Below are 14776 nucleotides of genomic sequence, written 5' to 3'. Positions count from 1 at the left end.
GATTCATCAATTTAACAGTTGAAGAATTTATCAGATAGTGGCGCGGCCAGCAGCGCGAGCAGACGCGGAATCGCACCGGAACGCGCGCTCCAGTGCGATTTGGTGTCTGCTCGCGACAGCTACTCGGCAGGGATCTCGACGCGGCGCACCACGCCGTCCACCGCGTCGGCGGCCTCGATCTCACCGCGTGTCACACCCAGCAAGAACAGCACGGTGTCCAGATACGGGTGGCTCAAAGACGCGTCGGCCACCTCTCGCAGCGCGGGCTTGGCGTTGAATGCGATGCCCATGCCCGCCGCCGCCAGCATGTCGATGTCATTGGCCCCGTCGCCCACCGCGACGGTCTGCTCCATCGGCACCCCGTACTGCTCGGCGAACGCCCGCAGCGCGGTGGCTTTGCCGGCACGGTCGACGATCGTGCCGACCACCCGACCGGTAAGCGTGCCGTCGACGATCTCCAGCTCGTTCGCTGCGACGAAGTCCAGCTTCAGTTCCTCGGCCAGCGGCTCGATGATGCGGGTGAACCCACCGGAGACCACACCGCAGCGAAAACCCAAGCGCTGCAACGTACGTAGCGTGGTCCGGGCGCCCGGCATCAGCTCCAGCTGATCGGCGACGTCGTCGATCACCGAGGAGGGCAGGCCGGCCAGGGTGGCGACCCGCTGCTCCAGCGATTCCGCGAAGTCGAGTTCACCGCGCATCGCCGCCTCGGTGATCGCCGCGACCTTGCCTTCGGCGCCGGCGCGGGCCGCCAGCATCTCAATGACCTCGCCCTGCACCAGCGTCGAATCCACGTCGAACACGATGAGCCGTTTGGTGCGCCATTCCAGACCGTAATCCTCGAGCGCCACATCCACCTGCTCGTCGGCGGCGACCTTGGTCAGCGCGCTCTGCAGCGGGCCGTAGGCCCCAGGCGGCACCGAAACCCGCAACTCCAGACCGGTGACGGGGTAGTCGGAGACGCCGCGGATGAAATCGATGTTGACGCCCAGGTCCGCGACTTCCCTGGCGACCGCGCCGAAGGCACCGGCGGTGATCGGGCGGCCCAGCACGAAAATGGTGTGCGTCGACGGCTCCCGGATGATCGGCAGGTCGCCGCTGCGCTCGATCGTGACGTCCAGGCCGACCTCGCGGATCGCGGCTTCGACGTCGTCGCGCAATGCGGTCGCTTCGAGGTCGCCCTCGACCGGGTCCAACGGGCAGGACACCAGCACGCCCAGCGTCAACCGCCCGCGGATCACGACCTGTTCCACGTTGAGTAGCTCGACCTTGTGCCGGGCCAGGACGCCGAACAGCGCGGATGTCACACCCGGTTGGTCGACGCCGGTGACGGTGATCAGCAACGACACCCGGGGTGACTTACTCACCCGCGACGGCCGTCATCAGGTGCGGACGCTGACGTCGTCCGCTCTGGTGACATCGCCGTCGGAGGGACCGTGACTGCGCCCGACATGGGCCTCGGCGCGCAGCCGCTCGACCATGTGCGGGTAGTGCAGCTCGAAAGCCGGCCGCTCCGAACGGATTCGGGGCAGCTCGGTGAAGTTGTGCCGCGGCGGCGGGCAGCTGGTGGCCCACTCCAGCGAGTTGCCGTAACCCCACGGGTCGTCGACGGTCACCACCTCGCCGTAGCGCCAGCTCTTGAAGATGTTCCACACGAACGGCAGCATCGAAACGCCCAGGATGTATGCGCCGACGGTGGAGATCATGTTCAGGGTGGTGAAGTTGTCAGTCGGCAGGTAGTCGGCGTAGCGACGCGGCATGCCCTGGTCGCCCACCCAGTGCTGCACCAAGAACGTGGTGTGGAACCCGATGAACGTCAACCAGAAGTGCACCTTGCCCAGCCGCTCGTCGAGCAGCCGGCCGGTCATCTTCGGGAACCAGAAGTAGATGCCCGCGTAGGTCGAGAACACGATGGTGCCGAACAGCACGTAGTGGAAGTGCGCGATCACGAAGTAGCTGTCCGTGACGTGGAAGTCCAGCGGCGGGCTGGCCAGCAGGACACCGCTGAGGCCGCCGAGCAGGAACGTGACGGCGAACCCGACGGAGAACAGCATCGGCGTCTCGAACGTCAATTGGCCCTTCCACATCGTGCCGACCCAGTTGAAGAACTTGATGCCGGTCGGGACCGCGATCAGGAAGGTCATGAAGGAGAAGAACGGCAACAGCACTGCGCCGGTCGCGAACATGTGGTGCGCCCACACCGCGACCGACAGCGCGGCGATCGACAGAGTCGCGTACACCAGCGTGGTGTAACCGAAGATCGGCTTGCGCGAGAACACCGGGAAGATCTCCGAGACGACGCCGAAGAACGGCAGCGCCAGGATGTAGACCTCCGGGTGGCCGAAGAACCAGAACAGATGCTGGAACAGCAGCACGCCGCCGTTGGCCGGGTCGTAGATGTGTGCGCCCAGGTGGCGGTCGGCGGCCAGCCCGAACAGGGCGGCGGTCAGCAGCGGGAAGGCGATCAGCACCAGCACCGAGGTCACCAGGATGTTCCAGGTGAAGATCGGCATCCGGAACATCGTCATGCCGGGCGCGCGCATGCACACCACCGTGGTGATCATGTTGACAGCACCGAGGATGGTCCCCAAGCCGGCGACGATGATGCCCATGATCCACAGGTCACCGCCGGCGCCGGGGGTGTGGACCGCGTCGCTCAGCGGGGTGTAGAAAGTCCAGCCGAAATCGGCGGCGCCGCCAGGGGTGATGAACCCGGCCGCCACGATCAGGCCGCCGAAGAGGAACAGCCAGAACGAGAAGGCGTTCAACCGCGGGAAGGCCACGTCGGGAGCACCGATCTGCAGCGGCAGCACCAGGTTGGCGAAGCCGAACACGATCGGGGTGGCATAGAACAGCAGCATGATGCCGCCGTGCATGGTGAACAGCTGGTTGTACTGCTCGTTCGACAGGAACTGCAGACCGGGCACCGCCAGCTCAGTCCTCATCAGCAACGCCAGCAGACCGCCGATGAAGAAGAACATGAAGCAGGCGACGCAGTACATGATGCCGATCAGCTTGTGATCGGTCGTGGTGATCAGCTTGTAGATCAGGTTGCCCCTGGGTCCCATACGAGCCGGGTAGGGACGGACTGCCTCGAGTTCTCCCCGTGGGGGCGCTTCGGCTGTCAACAGATCCTCCAAACATCCATCCGGACAGGGGCGCACATACCGTGCTGAGAGGAATCTTAGCCCGCGTTCAGCCTGCCGGTAGGCCTGGTCCTACAAACTGTCGTATTCGAGTCGGCACGTATCCGCCGGACGCCCGACCGGCGGGGTCTGAGCAGGCCGGATGTTACCGTCGGACGCGTGCAATCCGGCGGCATTCGAACCACTCTGGGCGCTGTGACGGCGGCCGCGCTGGTACTGACATCCGCCTGCGGCTCGGATAAGGCAACACCGGCGTCCTCACTCGTCACGCCGACCACCCAGATCGCGGGTGCCGGGGTGCTGGGTAACGACCGCAAGCCCGACGAGTCGTGCGCGCGGGACGCCGCAGCGCCGGACCCCGGTCCCCCGCCGGCCCGCAACGCGGCCGGTGTCGTGCCGGGTGAGACGAAGGTGCCCGCCGATCCCCAGCGCATCGTGGTGCTCTCCGGAGACCAACTCGACTCGCTGTGCGCGCTCGGCCTGCAATCCCGGGTGGTCGCCGCGGCACTGGCCGACGGATCCTCGGCTCAGCCGTCATACCTGGGCAAGGCGATTCACGACGCGCCGGGTGCGGGTCCGCGCAATGCACCGGATCTCCAGGCCATCGCGGCGGCCCACCCGGACCTGATTCTCGGGTCGGTGGCGTTGACGCCGACGCTGTATCCCCAACTGGCGGCGATCGCCCCGACGGTGTTCACCGCGGCCCCGGGCGCGGCCTGGGAGGACAACCTGCGCGGTGTCGGCGCCGCGACGGCCCGTGGCGCTGCCGCCGACGCGCTGATCAACGGGTTCCGGCAGCGCGCCACCGATATCGGCGCCAAGCACGACGCGCCCCACTTCCAGGTGTCGGTGGTGCAGCTGACCACCAACACGCTGCGCGTCTATGGGGCCAACAACTTTCCCGCCAGCGTGTTGAAGGCGGTCGGCGTGGACCGTCCCGCCGCGCAGCGGTTCACCGACAAGCCGTACCTCGAGTTCGGCACCAGCGACACCGACCTGGCCAAGAACCCGGACTTCTCCGCGGCCGACGCCGACATCGTCTATGTGTCGTGCGCCTCCACCGCCGCCGCCGACCGCGCGGCAACGGTGCTGGACAGCGGCCCCTGGCGCCGGCTCGGCGCCAACCGCGACAACCGGATCTTCATCGTCAACGACGAGATCTGGCAGACCGGTGAGGGAATTATCGCCGCCCGCGGCGTCGTTAACGATCTGCGTTGGGTCAACGCTCCGATTAATTAAGAGCGACGATCAACTGAGAGCAGCGATCGACCGAGAGTGACGAGCGCAACGCCGCCGGAATTGGCGCGCAGACCGTTAACTTAGCTAACCTTTATTAGAGCGTAACGAGATCCCAGAGGATGATGATGAGCACTGTTTCCGCATATGCCGCGACGTCGGCCACCGAACCGCTGAGCAAGACCACGATCGAACGCCGCGAACCCGGCCCGCACGATGTGGCCATCGACATCAAGTTCGCCGGAATTTGCCACTCCGACATCCACACCGTCAAAGCCGAATGGGGCGTACCGAACTACCCGGTGGTGCCGGGCCACGAGATCGCCGGCGTCGTCACCGCGGTCGGGTCCGAGGTGACCAAGCACAAGGTGGGCGACCACGTCGGCGTCGGCTGCATGGTGAACTCGTGCGGCCAGTGCAGCAGCTGTAAGGCCGGCCTCGAGCAGTACTGCAAGAAGGGCGCCACCTTCACCTACAACTCCACCGACAAGGACGGCACCCCGACGCAGGGCGGCTACAGCCAGGCCGTCGTGGTGGACGAGAACTTCGTCGTGCACATCCCCGAGTCGCTGCCGCTGGACGCCGCGGCCCCGTTGTTGTGCGCGGGCATCACGCTGTTCTCGCCGCTGCGGCACTGGAAAGCCGGCCAGGACACCCGGCTGGCCATCATCGGCCTGGGCGGACTCGGACACATGGGCGTCAAGCTGGGCGCGGCGATGGGCTGCGAGGTGAGCGTGCTGTCGCAGTCTTTGAAGAAGATGGAAGACGGATTGCGTTTGGGCGCAAGCAATTACTACGCGACCTCCGACCCGGACACCTTCAAGAAACTGCGTGGCAGCTTCGACCTGATCCTCAACACCGTCTCGGCGAACCTGGACCTGGGCCAGTACCTGAACCTGCTCGACGTGGACGGCACCCTGGTCGAACTCGGCATCCCCGAGCACCCCATGGAGGTGCCCGCATTCGGGCTCGCGCTGGCGCGGCGCAGCCTGTCCGGTTCGAACATCGGCGGCATCGCCGAGACCCAGGAGATGCTCGACTTCTGCGCCGAGCACAACGTGACGCCCGAAATCGAGGTCATCGCAGCCGATTACGTCAACGAGGCCTACGAGCGGGTGCTGGCCAGCGACGTGCGCTACCGCTTCGTCATCGATATCTCAACGCTCTGAGACGGTTCAGCCGGGTGAGATAGCCCGCAGTCGTGCCGCCACTTCTTCGGCCGCTTCGCCGTCCTCGTCGCCGGGGATCACTTCGCTGACGTCGATGCCGGCCAGCGGCCAGCCGGCGGCGGCGAGCGTGGCGGCGACCCGCCGAACGTTTTCCGGACCGGGGTCGCGGTGGGTCAGTCCGGCGATGGATTCGGCGATCTCGTTGCCGTCGATCACGCCGTCAGCCACCGCGGGCGATCCCTTGGCGGTCAGGTTGTCGATGACCTCTTTCAATTGATCCGAGGTCAGGGGCGTACTGCGCAGCAGCGCGAAAAGTGGGACCCGATCGGGCCCGGGCACGCCTTCGGGATAGCCGGCCTGCAGCCAGCGGATCACCGAGCGAAAGAAGTGGGGGTGGGCGCAATCGTTACGGTCTTTCGTCACCCGCCCAGTGTCCCGAAACCGAGGTGGACGCCGCCACTTGCGAAGGCGTGCTGAGCTGACAATTCATGCTTCGTTCACGACGCGCACACGTGCGAGCGGAAGACCGCTTGTCGGCACGCGTCCCTATCATCGGGTCGTGCAGACGGCTCCCCTGACGACCCACGCATGACCCCGGTATGACAGCGGCCCTGCTCGCCATACCGCTGATCGTGGCGGCGGTCGTCGGCATCATCAAGCACAGCCTGGCGGCCGGCGTCCTGGCGTTCTACCTGGCGGCGCTGTGCGTGGTGCTGGCAGGCTGGCTGGCCAACCGGAAGTGGCCGCGCCGCGCGGGACGCGTGACGAGTCTGCGCGACATCGACGCGATGGACGGTGTCGCGTTCGAAAGCTACGTCGCCACCCGCCTTGACCGGGCAGGCTGGCAGGTGACGTTCACCCCGCCCGTCGGCGACTACGGCGTCGACCTGATCGCCGAAAAGGACGGCCGGTATGTGGCGGTGCAATGCAAGCGCTACGCCAAACCGGTGGGCGTCGCGGCCGTCCAGGAGGTGGTCGCCGGCGCCCGCCACCACGGCTGCACCCGCAGCATCGTGGTCAGCAACCAGGAATTCACTGCAGCCGCAAAGCAATTGGCGCGCACCCACGGCTGCCAATTGATCGGCCGGAAGGTTTTGCAGAGCTGGGTGCCGCAGCCGATCGGTCGCTCCGTCGCCTAGCCCGAAGCCAGCCCGATTAAGTAGTCGGGTACCTAAGCCAGGCCAGTCGTTCCTTGCGAGGCTAGGTCGTGCGCGACCGACTCATGCGCGTCGGTTTCCCAGTGCGGCGACGAGGCGGAGAGGCAGAGAGGCAGAGAGATGGGGCATGTATTCGCGGTGCCGGACCAGATCGCGGCGGCGGCAACGGATCTCGGTGCTATCGGTTCAACGCTCGAGGCAGCCCACCTGACCGCGGCGGCCTCGACTCAAACGCTGCTGCCGGCGGCCGCCGACGAGGTGTCGGCGAGCGTCGCGCAGCTGTTCTCCGGTTATGCCGAGGAATACCAAAAGCTGGCCGCGAAAGCGGCGACATTTCATCAGCAGATCGTGGAACACCTGACCGCCAGTGCGGGCTCGTACGCCACGGCCGAGGCCGCCAACGTCGCGTCGTTGCTGCACCCCGTGACTGCCGCAGCGAACTCGATCGCCACGGCAGCCGCGGACCCGTCGGTCATTTCCTCCTATTTGGGTGAGGCATTGCGCCGCATAGGATTTATTGTCAGTTCTATCCCGGCTCTGTTGGGGCAACTGGATCAGCTTTACCTCACCAACCCCGACTACTTCTATAGCGCGCTACCGCTGTTCCTGATAGGTGGACCCCTTATTGCCGGTCTCTATATCTCCGGTCCCCTGTTGCGCCTCTGGATAGACCTGATCAGCCCACTTTACGAGACGTATCCCTCTGTCTACCAAGCACTTATGGCGCCGTTCTTTCCGCTACTGCTTGCTCATCTCATTACCTTTGGTGCATTTTTATAGAAGAGGAAGATGCACTCAGTGCCTGAAACCGTCTTGTCAGGCAGCGCTAGAAGTCCCAGTCCTCGTCCTCGGTGACCACGGCCTTGCCAATCACGTAGCTCGACCCCGAGCCCGAGAAGAAGTCGTGGTTCTCGTCGGCATTCGGTGACAGGGCCGACAGGATCGCCGGGTTCACGTCGGTCTCGTCGCGCGGGAACAACGCCTCGTAACCGAGGTTCATCAGCGCCTTGTTTGCGTTGTAGCGCAAGAACTTCTTGACGTCCTCGGTCAGCCCGACCTCGTCGTAGAGGTCCTGGGTGTACTCGACCTCGTTGTCGTACAGCTCGAACAGCAACTCGTAGGTGTAGTCCTTGAGCTCGGCGCGCTTGGCCTCGTCCTCCAGCGCCAGGCCACGCTGGTACTTGTAGCCGATGTAGTAGCCGTGCACGGCCTCGTCGCGGATGATCAAGCGGATCATGTCGGCGGTGTTGGTCAGCTTGGCCCGGCTCGACCAGTACATGGGCAGGTAGAAGCCGGAGTAGAACAGGAAGCTCTCCAGCAGCGTCGAAGCCACCTTGCGCTTGAGCGGCTCGTCGCCGCGGTAGTACTGCAGCACGATCTCGGCCTTGCGCTGCAGGTTGGGGTTCTCCTCCGACCAGCGGAACGCGTCGTCGATCTCGGCGGTGGAGCACAGCGTGGAGAAGATCTGGCTGTAGCTCTTGGCGTGCACCGACTCCATGAACGCGATGTTGGTGTACACCGCCTCTTCGTGCGGGGTCAGCGCGTCCGGGATCAGGCTCACCGCACCGACAGTGCCCTGGATGGTGTCCAGCATCGTCAGACCGGTGAAGACCCGCATGGTCAGCTGCTTCTCGCTGGGGGTCAACGTGCCCCAGGACGGGATGTCATTGGACACCGGCACCTTCTCGGGCAGCCAGAAGTTACCGGTCAACCGGTCCCAGACCTCTGCGTCTTTGTCGTCTTGCAGACGGTTCCAGTTGATCGCCGAAACGCGGTCGATCAGCTTTGCATTTCCACTCACCGAAACCCCACTTCACCAGGCCGATTTGGCTGCCGGCAACGCCGGACGTGCTTAGGCCACAAACACTACCCCTAGGGGCCGACAAGCCGGCGCAACACAATAAGTTGTGTTTTGCGCGTGTCGCTGCGTCGCCGCCAGAATCGGCTCGGCCGTCCGTTCCGGCGGTCCCAGCAGGGCCCCCAACACGGGCTTTGGGCCGCGGTATGCGTGCTGGACAGCCGACGGAGAGCCTCGCGGTGGACGAAAGTGCTCGATATCGGTGTGAAGCGGTACCGGCGCGATCTGGACTGTCGATAAATCACGCGCATCAGCAATGGTGCAGCGGGCAGTCAGGGTTCGATGATCTGCACGACACCCGCGGTCACCCCAGCGACGAACAACCGGCCGGTGTCCGCGTCCACGCCGACGGTGTACGGATTCTGCACCGTCGGAAAACGTTGCACCTCGCGAGGATTCGCGTCGCTCATGTCGTAGCCGACGACTTCGTTGGTTCCTGACGAGGCGACCCAGAGCCGGTCACGCTTTCCGTCATAGGCGATGCCGTACGGCCCGCCCGGCTGCGCCACCGAAGCCACTTCCCGCGGCGCCGGCAGCGGGGCGAACACCCGCACGGCGTCTCCGCGGGTGTCGGCGGCGATCATCCGCCCGTGCCGGTCTGCGACCAGGTGCGTCGGACCGGCACCGACAGGTGCCGAGCCCACGATCGTCAGCCGTTCGGCGTCGTACACGGTGAGGTCGTTCTTGCGTACGTCCAAAACCCCCATCGATGTCCCCACCGGCGCCGTCCCGGCGGGCTGAACACTGTCGGCGAAGACCTTGACGATCTGGTCTCCGCGCAGCACGGCCACCGTTCCGCCGTGTTCGTTGGCGACGAACACCGTGCCGTTGGCCGCGGCGGCGGCGTCGTGCGGATGCGCGCCCGTGTGGATGGCCGGCTGCGCCTTGCCCTGCGGCAGATCGACGCGCACCAACACGTCGGCGGTTTCCACCGGCACCAACACGGGACCACCGGGAGCGGCGAGTTGCAGGTGACGGACCGATCCCGGGAGTGGCACCCGGCCGGTGACGTCACCCGAATCGGCGTTGAGTAGCACCAACTCATCGGGGTCGCGCACGGCGACGACGACGGTCCGGGTCCGCGCGTCGACGACGATCCCTTCCGGCGCGCGGCCCACGGCGACGGTCCGCCCGACGACAGGGTCAGTGGGCGGCGGTGCTTGCCGTGGTTCGGCGGCCTGTGGCAGTCCCGCGTCCGGCGGTCGGCTGCCCTCGGTCGGCACGGTCGTCGAACCCGACTGTGGCACCCCGCCGGGATGACCGCAACCGGTCATCAGCAGCACGGTAGCGCATAGTCCGCCCACCAACCGGCTTGTCCTGCAACGACTTCCAGAACTCATTCATCGCCCGTCGCGGCCGAGAGCATTGCGATCATGGTGTCCACAAGTTCCTCCGCGTCGGTGTGCCACTTGTCCAGATCCAGGTGGCCGCTCAGATCCAGGCCCGCGATCCCGTGGGCGCTGGCGAGCAGGAGCGCGCCGTAGCGCCTGGCCTGTTGCGGGCCGGTGACGCGACCAACGATGTCGAGGAACAGATGTTGCGTGCGCTCCCCCGCCTGCGCCGCGGCGGCGATGTCAGCCGGCGGCGTGGTGAAGATCAGGCGATACAGATGCGGTCGCGTGCGACCGAGATTGATCAGCGATAGCAGCGCGGACCGCAACGCCTCCTCGGGGGAAGCGTCACTGGCGGCGAGCACCTCGAGTGAATCACCGAGTTCGTTCAGTGCATTCATCGCCAACTCCGCGAGCAGAGATTCCTTGGCGTCGAAGTGGCGATAGGCCGCCGACCGGGATACACCAGAACGGGCGCCGACCTCACGCAGCGTCACTGCCTCGACTCCCCCGCGGTCGAGCAACGCCCCCGCGGCTTCGAGCAGCGACCGGCGCGTGGCCGCCGCGCTCTCCGCTCGTGTCATCACCTGCCGAGCATATGCCGCACCTGAGTTGACAACGTCAACTTAAATGCTAGCTTGAGATGACAGCGTCAACTCAAACCCAGACTCGACGGAGGCCGCCGTGACATCATCCGAGCAACCCAATGAACTGGTCGTCGTGACCGGCGCGTCCACCGGCATGGGGGCCGCTACCGCAAAAGAACTGGCGCGCAGAGGATTTCAGGTTCTGGCCGGAGTACGGCGGGATATCGACGCCGACGCGCTGCGCGCGGACGGAATCGAGCCGCACATCCTGGATATCACCGTCGATGCCGATGTGGCCGCGATCGCCGATCGGGTCGAGCGCGACCCGCGCCCGCTGCGTGCGTTGATCAACAATGCCGGGATCGCGATCAACTCGCCGGTCGAGACGCTGCCACTGGCGCAGTGGCGCCAGCAGTTCGAGGTAAATCTGTTCGGGCACATCGCAATCACCCAGGCGCTGCTTCCCGCGCTCTTACGCAGCTCAGGCACCGTGGTGAACATCAGCTCGGTCGGCGGGAAGGTGGTGCTGCCGACCTACGGCGCGTACGCGGGCTCGAAGTTCGCCCTCGAGGCCGCCAGCGATGCGTTGCGGCGGGAGGTCGCGGGCCTGGGGGTGAAAGTGGTCGTCGTCGAACCCGGCGCGGTCAAGACCGCGATGCCGGAGCGCGGTATCGCGACGGCGGAGGAACTGACGGCGACCATGAGCGCCGCGCAGCTGGAGCGATACGGCGAGCTGAATGCGGCAGTGACGGCGCAGGCGCGGTCGTTCATCGAGATCGGCGTGCCGGCCGAACATGCGGCGAAAGTTATTGCCAAGGCCGCCACCGCATCTCGTCCCCGCACCCGCTACACCATCGGACGCGACGCCGCAATCCTGGTGCGGCTCAGCCGGTTGCTACCCGACCGGGTGCTGGACCGTATCGTGCGCCGCAACCTGCGGTCGTTCGCCGACAGCGCGTCCCGTCCGGAACGGCAGTTGTCACGCCACTGACTTGCGAGACTTCTTGCCCGCTCCCAGGAACTGGTACTCCTCGGGCTTCACCGAGCGGGTGGCCATCCAGTACTGCCAGGTGTAGCCGCCCCATAGCACGGTGTTCTTGCCGTGCTCGTCGAGGTACCAGCTGCTGCAGCCGCCGCTGTTCCACACCGAGCCGGACAGCTTCTCCTGCAGTTCGTCGTTGAACCGGTCCTGTGCTTCGCGCGTGGGCGCGAGCGCCTGGGCGCCGCGCTTGTCGCACTGGGCGATCGCGTCGGCGACGTAGCGGATCTGCGACTCGATCATGAACACCACCGAGTTGTGGCCTAATCCGGTGTTAGGGCCGAGCAGGAAGAACAAGTTCGGCACGTCGGCGACGGTGATGCCGCGGTGGGCGCCGATGCCCTCGCGGTTCCACCGGTCCACCAGGTCCTCGCCGCGCTGGCCCTTGATCTGGACGTAGGTGTAGGAGTCGGTGACGTGGAAGCCGGTGGCGTACACGATCACGTCCGCCTGGTGCTCGCGTCCGTCGGCGGTGACGATCCCGTCCCGGGTGATCCGGGTGATGCCCTCGGTGATCAGCTTCGTGTTGGGGTGCGCCACCGCCCGGTAGTAGGTGGACGAGTTCAGGATCCGCTTGCAGCCGATGCGGTATTTCGGCGTCAGCTTGCGCCGCAGCTCGCGGTCCTTCACCGAGCGCCGGATGTTCCACTTGCAGTACGCCTCAATGAATTTCAGCGCGTTGGGGTGCTTGGTCATGCCGAAGGCGAGCGCTTCCTGACCCCAGTAGATCGCCAGCCGCGTCAGGGCACGCAACCCCGGCACGTTCGCCATGGCCGCGCGCAGCGCCGGCGGGAGGTCGGGGTTGGACCGCGGCACCACCCATGGTGGGGTGCGCTGGTAGAGCTGAAGTTCGGCGACCTGCCCGATGATCTCCGGCACGATCTGGATTGCGCTGGCACCGGTGCCGATGATCGCCACCCGCTTGCCGCTCACGTCGACGCTGTGGTCCCACTCCGCGGAATGGAAAGCGGCACCGGCGAATTCGTCACGGCCCTCGATGTCCGGAACGGACGGAATGTGCAACGCCCCGGCCCCGGAGACCAGGAACTGCGCCACGTACTCCCGCCCCTCGACGGTGAACACGTGCCAGCGGTACTCGTCGTCGTCCCAGTAGGCACGGTCGACCAGGGAGTTGAAGTGGATGTAGCGGCGCAGCCCGTACTTCTCGGTGACGCCCTTGAGGTAGTCCCAGATCTCCGGCTGGAACGAGAACGGGTTCTTCCAGTCCGGCTTGGGCTCGAAGGAGAAGGAGTACAGATGCGACGGGATGTCGCATGCGCAGCCCGGGTAGCTGTTGTCGCGCCAGGTGCCGCCGACATCGCCGGCCTTCTCCAGGATGACGAAGTCGACGCCCTCCTTCTGCAGCGCGATCGCCATACCCAGGCCGGAGAATCCGGTCCCGATGATCAGGGTGCGGGTGTGTGTCGGCTGGGACTGCGGTTTCTCGGCGGATTCGGTCGCCGAGGTCGCGACGTCGGTCATGGTGAATCTTTCCTGTAGTGGCCGCTAGCGGGCGGGCGTACTCGTTGAGACGCAGATACCCAGTACCCGGGGTATCGGATATATCCGAGTGTCATGGATTGCCACGACGATGTCAACGTCGCTAGGGCTCAGCTCACGCCAGCGCGGCCGGCAGCGCATCGTGGATCGGCTTGTCGGGGTCCATGGCGATGCCCAGCGTCTCGGCGGTGCCGACGATAACGCCCATCATGATGGTGGTCAGCTGGCTGACGAACTGCTCGCGCGTCATGGATCGCGGGCTGTCCGGCTCGGGGCCCAGCCACCATTCGGTGGCCGAGGCGGCGCACCCGAACGCCGAGAACGCGGCGAGTTCCAGGGCGGCGGAGTCGAGTTCCATGTCGCGCAACTCGTTGTTGAACATGTCGGCGATCGTCAGGGTGATCTCCCGGCCCTCGTTGAGGGTCCGGACCGTGGCCTTGGACTGCGCGCTGGAACTGCCCTGAATGAAGACCCGCATGACGTTGGGATGCTGGTCAAGCAGGGTGACGAACTCTTCGACCGCCCGGTGGATCACCTGGCGGGCGGAGTCGGTGGCCAGGTTGATCGACGGGAAGATCGCCGCCCACAACATGTCGCGCAGGCGTTCGCCGATGGCCAGGAAAAGGTCGGACTTGTCGGTGAAGTGCCGGTAGATCTTCGGCTTCGCGGTGCCGGCCTCCTCGGCGATCTCCCGCACGCTCAACTCTGGGCCCAGCCGGTCGATGGCACGGAACGCGGCGTCGACGATTTCGGCGCGGACCTTCTTGCGGTGTTCGCGCCAACGCTCGCTGCGCGCGTCGACTTTCACGCCGGGCTTCGCGCTCGGGTGGGGTAAAGCGGGTCGAGGCATTCTCACCACGTCATGCACCTTACCGCTTGGGAGGCGCTGACCTGCGCAGACCGGGTGCATATGGCTCGGCCCAGTGTGAACCTGCCGACGCGACCCGCCGATTGAGCGTCGCGGGTTTCACTGTCGGCTGGACGGCATACAGCGCACAATCACCGCATGCACCGGATACGACTCGTCGCCCGTAACCTCCGATGGCCACGCTGCGCGACCATGTGCGCATGCCTGCTGCTCGCCGTCGCGGGCACTGCATGCCAGACCTCCAACACGCCTACACCTGCGAATTCTTCGGCGCCGAGGTCGCCCAGCGCTGCAACTTCCACGCCCGCGGCCGCCGGAACGCAGGTCATCAACGTAGTGGCGGTCGTCAACGGACAACCCGCCAACGGCTACCGCGACGCGACAACCGGAGAAGAGAGCGGCACCGTCGAGATGTGTGACGCCTCGCCCTCAGCCGTCAACCCCGGCATTTACCGATGCTCACCGTCAGCGGCGGGCGCCGACGTGTGCTGGAAATCGACTGCACCGACCCTGTTGTGCGTCGGCGATCCGTGGACGAAAGAACTTCACCGGGTGACCGCGAGCAAACCGCCGCCTTCCGTCCAGCCGGTGTCGTTGCCACAGCCGTTCGCGCTGCTACTGGACGACGGTACGCAGTGTCGAATCCGCAACGGAGGTGCCTGGGGTGGCCGCGACGACGGCCTGGTCGGCGCCTACGGATGCAGCGGCAAGGACGTCGTCTTGGTGGCAACCGACGATGCTTCGATGCCGATCGATCGTTCCCAGCCACTGTGGACGGTCAAGGTTGGTCCACTCGGAGCCGGCGACGTTCATTTCCCACCCCCGCAGACGCGATCGGTGACCACGGCTTGGTTCGCCGCAACGAGCAGCCCCCATAGCTGAAGT

At 65.8% G+C, this 14776-nt stretch carries 14 protein-coding genes; 6 read left to right on the top strand and 8 right to left on the bottom strand.

Annotation, left to right across the window (positions count from 1 at the left end; translation table 11 throughout):
* Positions 1 to 119: 119 nt before the first annotated feature.
* Together serB and ctaD are read right to left on the bottom strand one after the other, a co-directional pair.
* Positions 120 to 1367, bottom strand: a complete 1248-nt coding sequence (serB, locus tag C0J29_RS09575; protein WP_065047892.1) for a phosphoserine phosphatase SerB — start codon at positions 1365 to 1367, stop codon at positions 120 to 122.
* Between the two features lie 15 nt (positions 1368 to 1382).
* Positions 1383 to 3128 carry an aa3-type cytochrome oxidase subunit I gene (gene ctaD / locus C0J29_RS09570; RefSeq protein ID WP_065048055.1) on the bottom strand — a complete coding sequence of 582 codons (1746 nt, stop codon included), beginning with the start codon at positions 3126 to 3128 and terminating at the stop codon, positions 1383 to 1385.
* Positions 3129 to 3305: 177 nt separating this feature from the next.
* On the opposite strand from ctaD, the gene C0J29_RS09565 reads away from it, so the two are divergent.
* Both C0J29_RS09565 and C0J29_RS09560 read left to right on the top strand, forming a co-directional pair.
* Positions 3306 to 4385, top strand: coding sequence for an iron-siderophore ABC transporter substrate-binding protein (locus C0J29_RS09565; protein WP_162951430.1), 1080 nt, complete (start codon positions 3306 to 3308; stop codon positions 4383 to 4385).
* A gap of 125 nt (positions 4386 to 4510) precedes the next feature.
* Positions 4511 to 5551, top strand: coding sequence for an NAD(P)-dependent alcohol dehydrogenase (locus tag C0J29_RS09560; protein ID WP_065048053.1), 1041 nt, complete (start codon positions 4511 to 4513; stop codon positions 5549 to 5551).
* 6 nt (positions 5552 to 5557) lie between these two features.
* Here C0J29_RS09560 and C0J29_RS09555 read toward each other — a convergent pair whose 3' ends face one another.
* Positions 5558 to 5974: a DUF3349 domain-containing protein gene (locus C0J29_RS09555; RefSeq protein ID WP_231513300.1), complete on the bottom strand. Its 417-nt coding sequence runs from the start codon at positions 5972 to 5974 to the stop codon at positions 5558 to 5560.
* A 176-nt stretch (positions 5975 to 6150) separates the two neighbouring features.
* On the opposite strand from C0J29_RS09555, the gene C0J29_RS09550 reads away from it, so the two are divergent.
* Together C0J29_RS09550 and C0J29_RS09545 are read left to right on the top strand one after the other, a co-directional pair.
* Complete coding sequence (locus C0J29_RS09550) at positions 6151 to 6690, top strand: restriction endonuclease (RefSeq protein ID WP_120792168.1); 540 nt, start codon at positions 6151 to 6153, stop codon at positions 6688 to 6690.
* A gap of 138 nt (positions 6691 to 6828) precedes the next feature.
* Positions 6829 to 7488, top strand: a complete 660-nt coding sequence (locus tag C0J29_RS09545) for a PE family protein (protein ID WP_120792167.1) — start codon at positions 6829 to 6831, stop codon at positions 7486 to 7488.
* Positions 7489 to 7534: 46 nt separating this feature from the next.
* On the opposite strand, the gene nrdF is transcribed toward C0J29_RS09545, so the two are convergent.
* The 3 genes from nrdF to C0J29_RS09530 all read right to left on the bottom strand — a co-directional run bounded on the left by nrdF (position 7535) and on the right by C0J29_RS09530 (position 10481).
* Entirely contained in the window at positions 7535 to 8509 is a 975-nt protein-coding gene (gene nrdF / locus C0J29_RS09540) for a class 1b ribonucleoside-diphosphate reductase subunit beta (RefSeq protein ID WP_055577483.1), read from the bottom strand.
* A 329-nt stretch (positions 8510 to 8838) separates the two neighbouring features.
* A complete protein-coding gene (locus C0J29_RS09535) occupies positions 8839 to 9840 on the bottom strand; it encodes a YncE family protein (protein ID WP_240748529.1) in 1002 nt (333 codons plus the stop codon).
* A 62-nt stretch (positions 9841 to 9902) separates the two neighbouring features.
* Positions 9903 to 10481: a TetR/AcrR family transcriptional regulator gene (locus tag C0J29_RS09530; RefSeq protein ID WP_242460401.1), complete on the bottom strand. Its 579-nt coding sequence runs from the start codon at positions 10479 to 10481 to the stop codon at positions 9903 to 9905.
* A 100-nt stretch (positions 10482 to 10581) separates the two neighbouring features.
* On the opposite strand from C0J29_RS09530, the gene C0J29_RS09525 reads away from it, so the two are divergent.
* The gene (locus tag C0J29_RS09525) at positions 10582 to 11475 is read left to right on the top strand and encodes an SDR family NAD(P)-dependent oxidoreductase (RefSeq protein WP_120792164.1); all 894 of its coding nucleotides are present in this window, start codon (positions 10582 to 10584) and stop codon (positions 11473 to 11475) included.
* On the opposite strand, the gene C0J29_RS09520 is transcribed toward C0J29_RS09525, so the two are convergent.
* Both C0J29_RS09520 and C0J29_RS09515 read right to left on the bottom strand, forming a co-directional pair.
* The gene (locus C0J29_RS09520) at positions 11464 to 13005 is read right to left on the bottom strand and encodes a flavin-containing monooxygenase (RefSeq protein WP_120792163.1); all 1542 of its coding nucleotides are present in this window, start codon (positions 13003 to 13005) and stop codon (positions 11464 to 11466) included. The two genes, C0J29_RS09525 and C0J29_RS09520, sit on opposite strands and share 12 nt — an antisense overlap.
* 133 nt (positions 13006 to 13138) lie before the next feature.
* Complete coding sequence (locus C0J29_RS09515) at positions 13139 to 13882, bottom strand: TetR/AcrR family transcriptional regulator (RefSeq protein WP_120794646.1); 744 nt, start codon at positions 13880 to 13882, stop codon at positions 13139 to 13141.
* Between the two features lie 345 nt (positions 13883 to 14227).
* On the opposite strand from C0J29_RS09515, the gene C0J29_RS09510 reads away from it, so the two are divergent.
* Positions 14228 to 14773 carry a hypothetical protein gene (locus tag C0J29_RS09510; protein WP_120792162.1) on the top strand — a complete coding sequence of 182 codons (546 nt, stop codon included), beginning with the start codon at positions 14228 to 14230 and terminating at the stop codon, positions 14771 to 14773.
* Positions 14774 to 14776: the final 3 nt, after the last annotated feature.

Origin of the sequence: Mycobacterium paragordonae, from assembly GCF_003614435.1 — a bacterium.
GTDB classification, from domain to species: Bacteria; Actinomycetota; Actinomycetes; order Mycobacteriales; family Mycobacteriaceae; genus Mycobacterium; species Mycobacterium paragordonae.
Note: the sequence above shows the minus strand (reverse complement) of the source record. Positions and strands in the feature narration are given on the sequence as shown.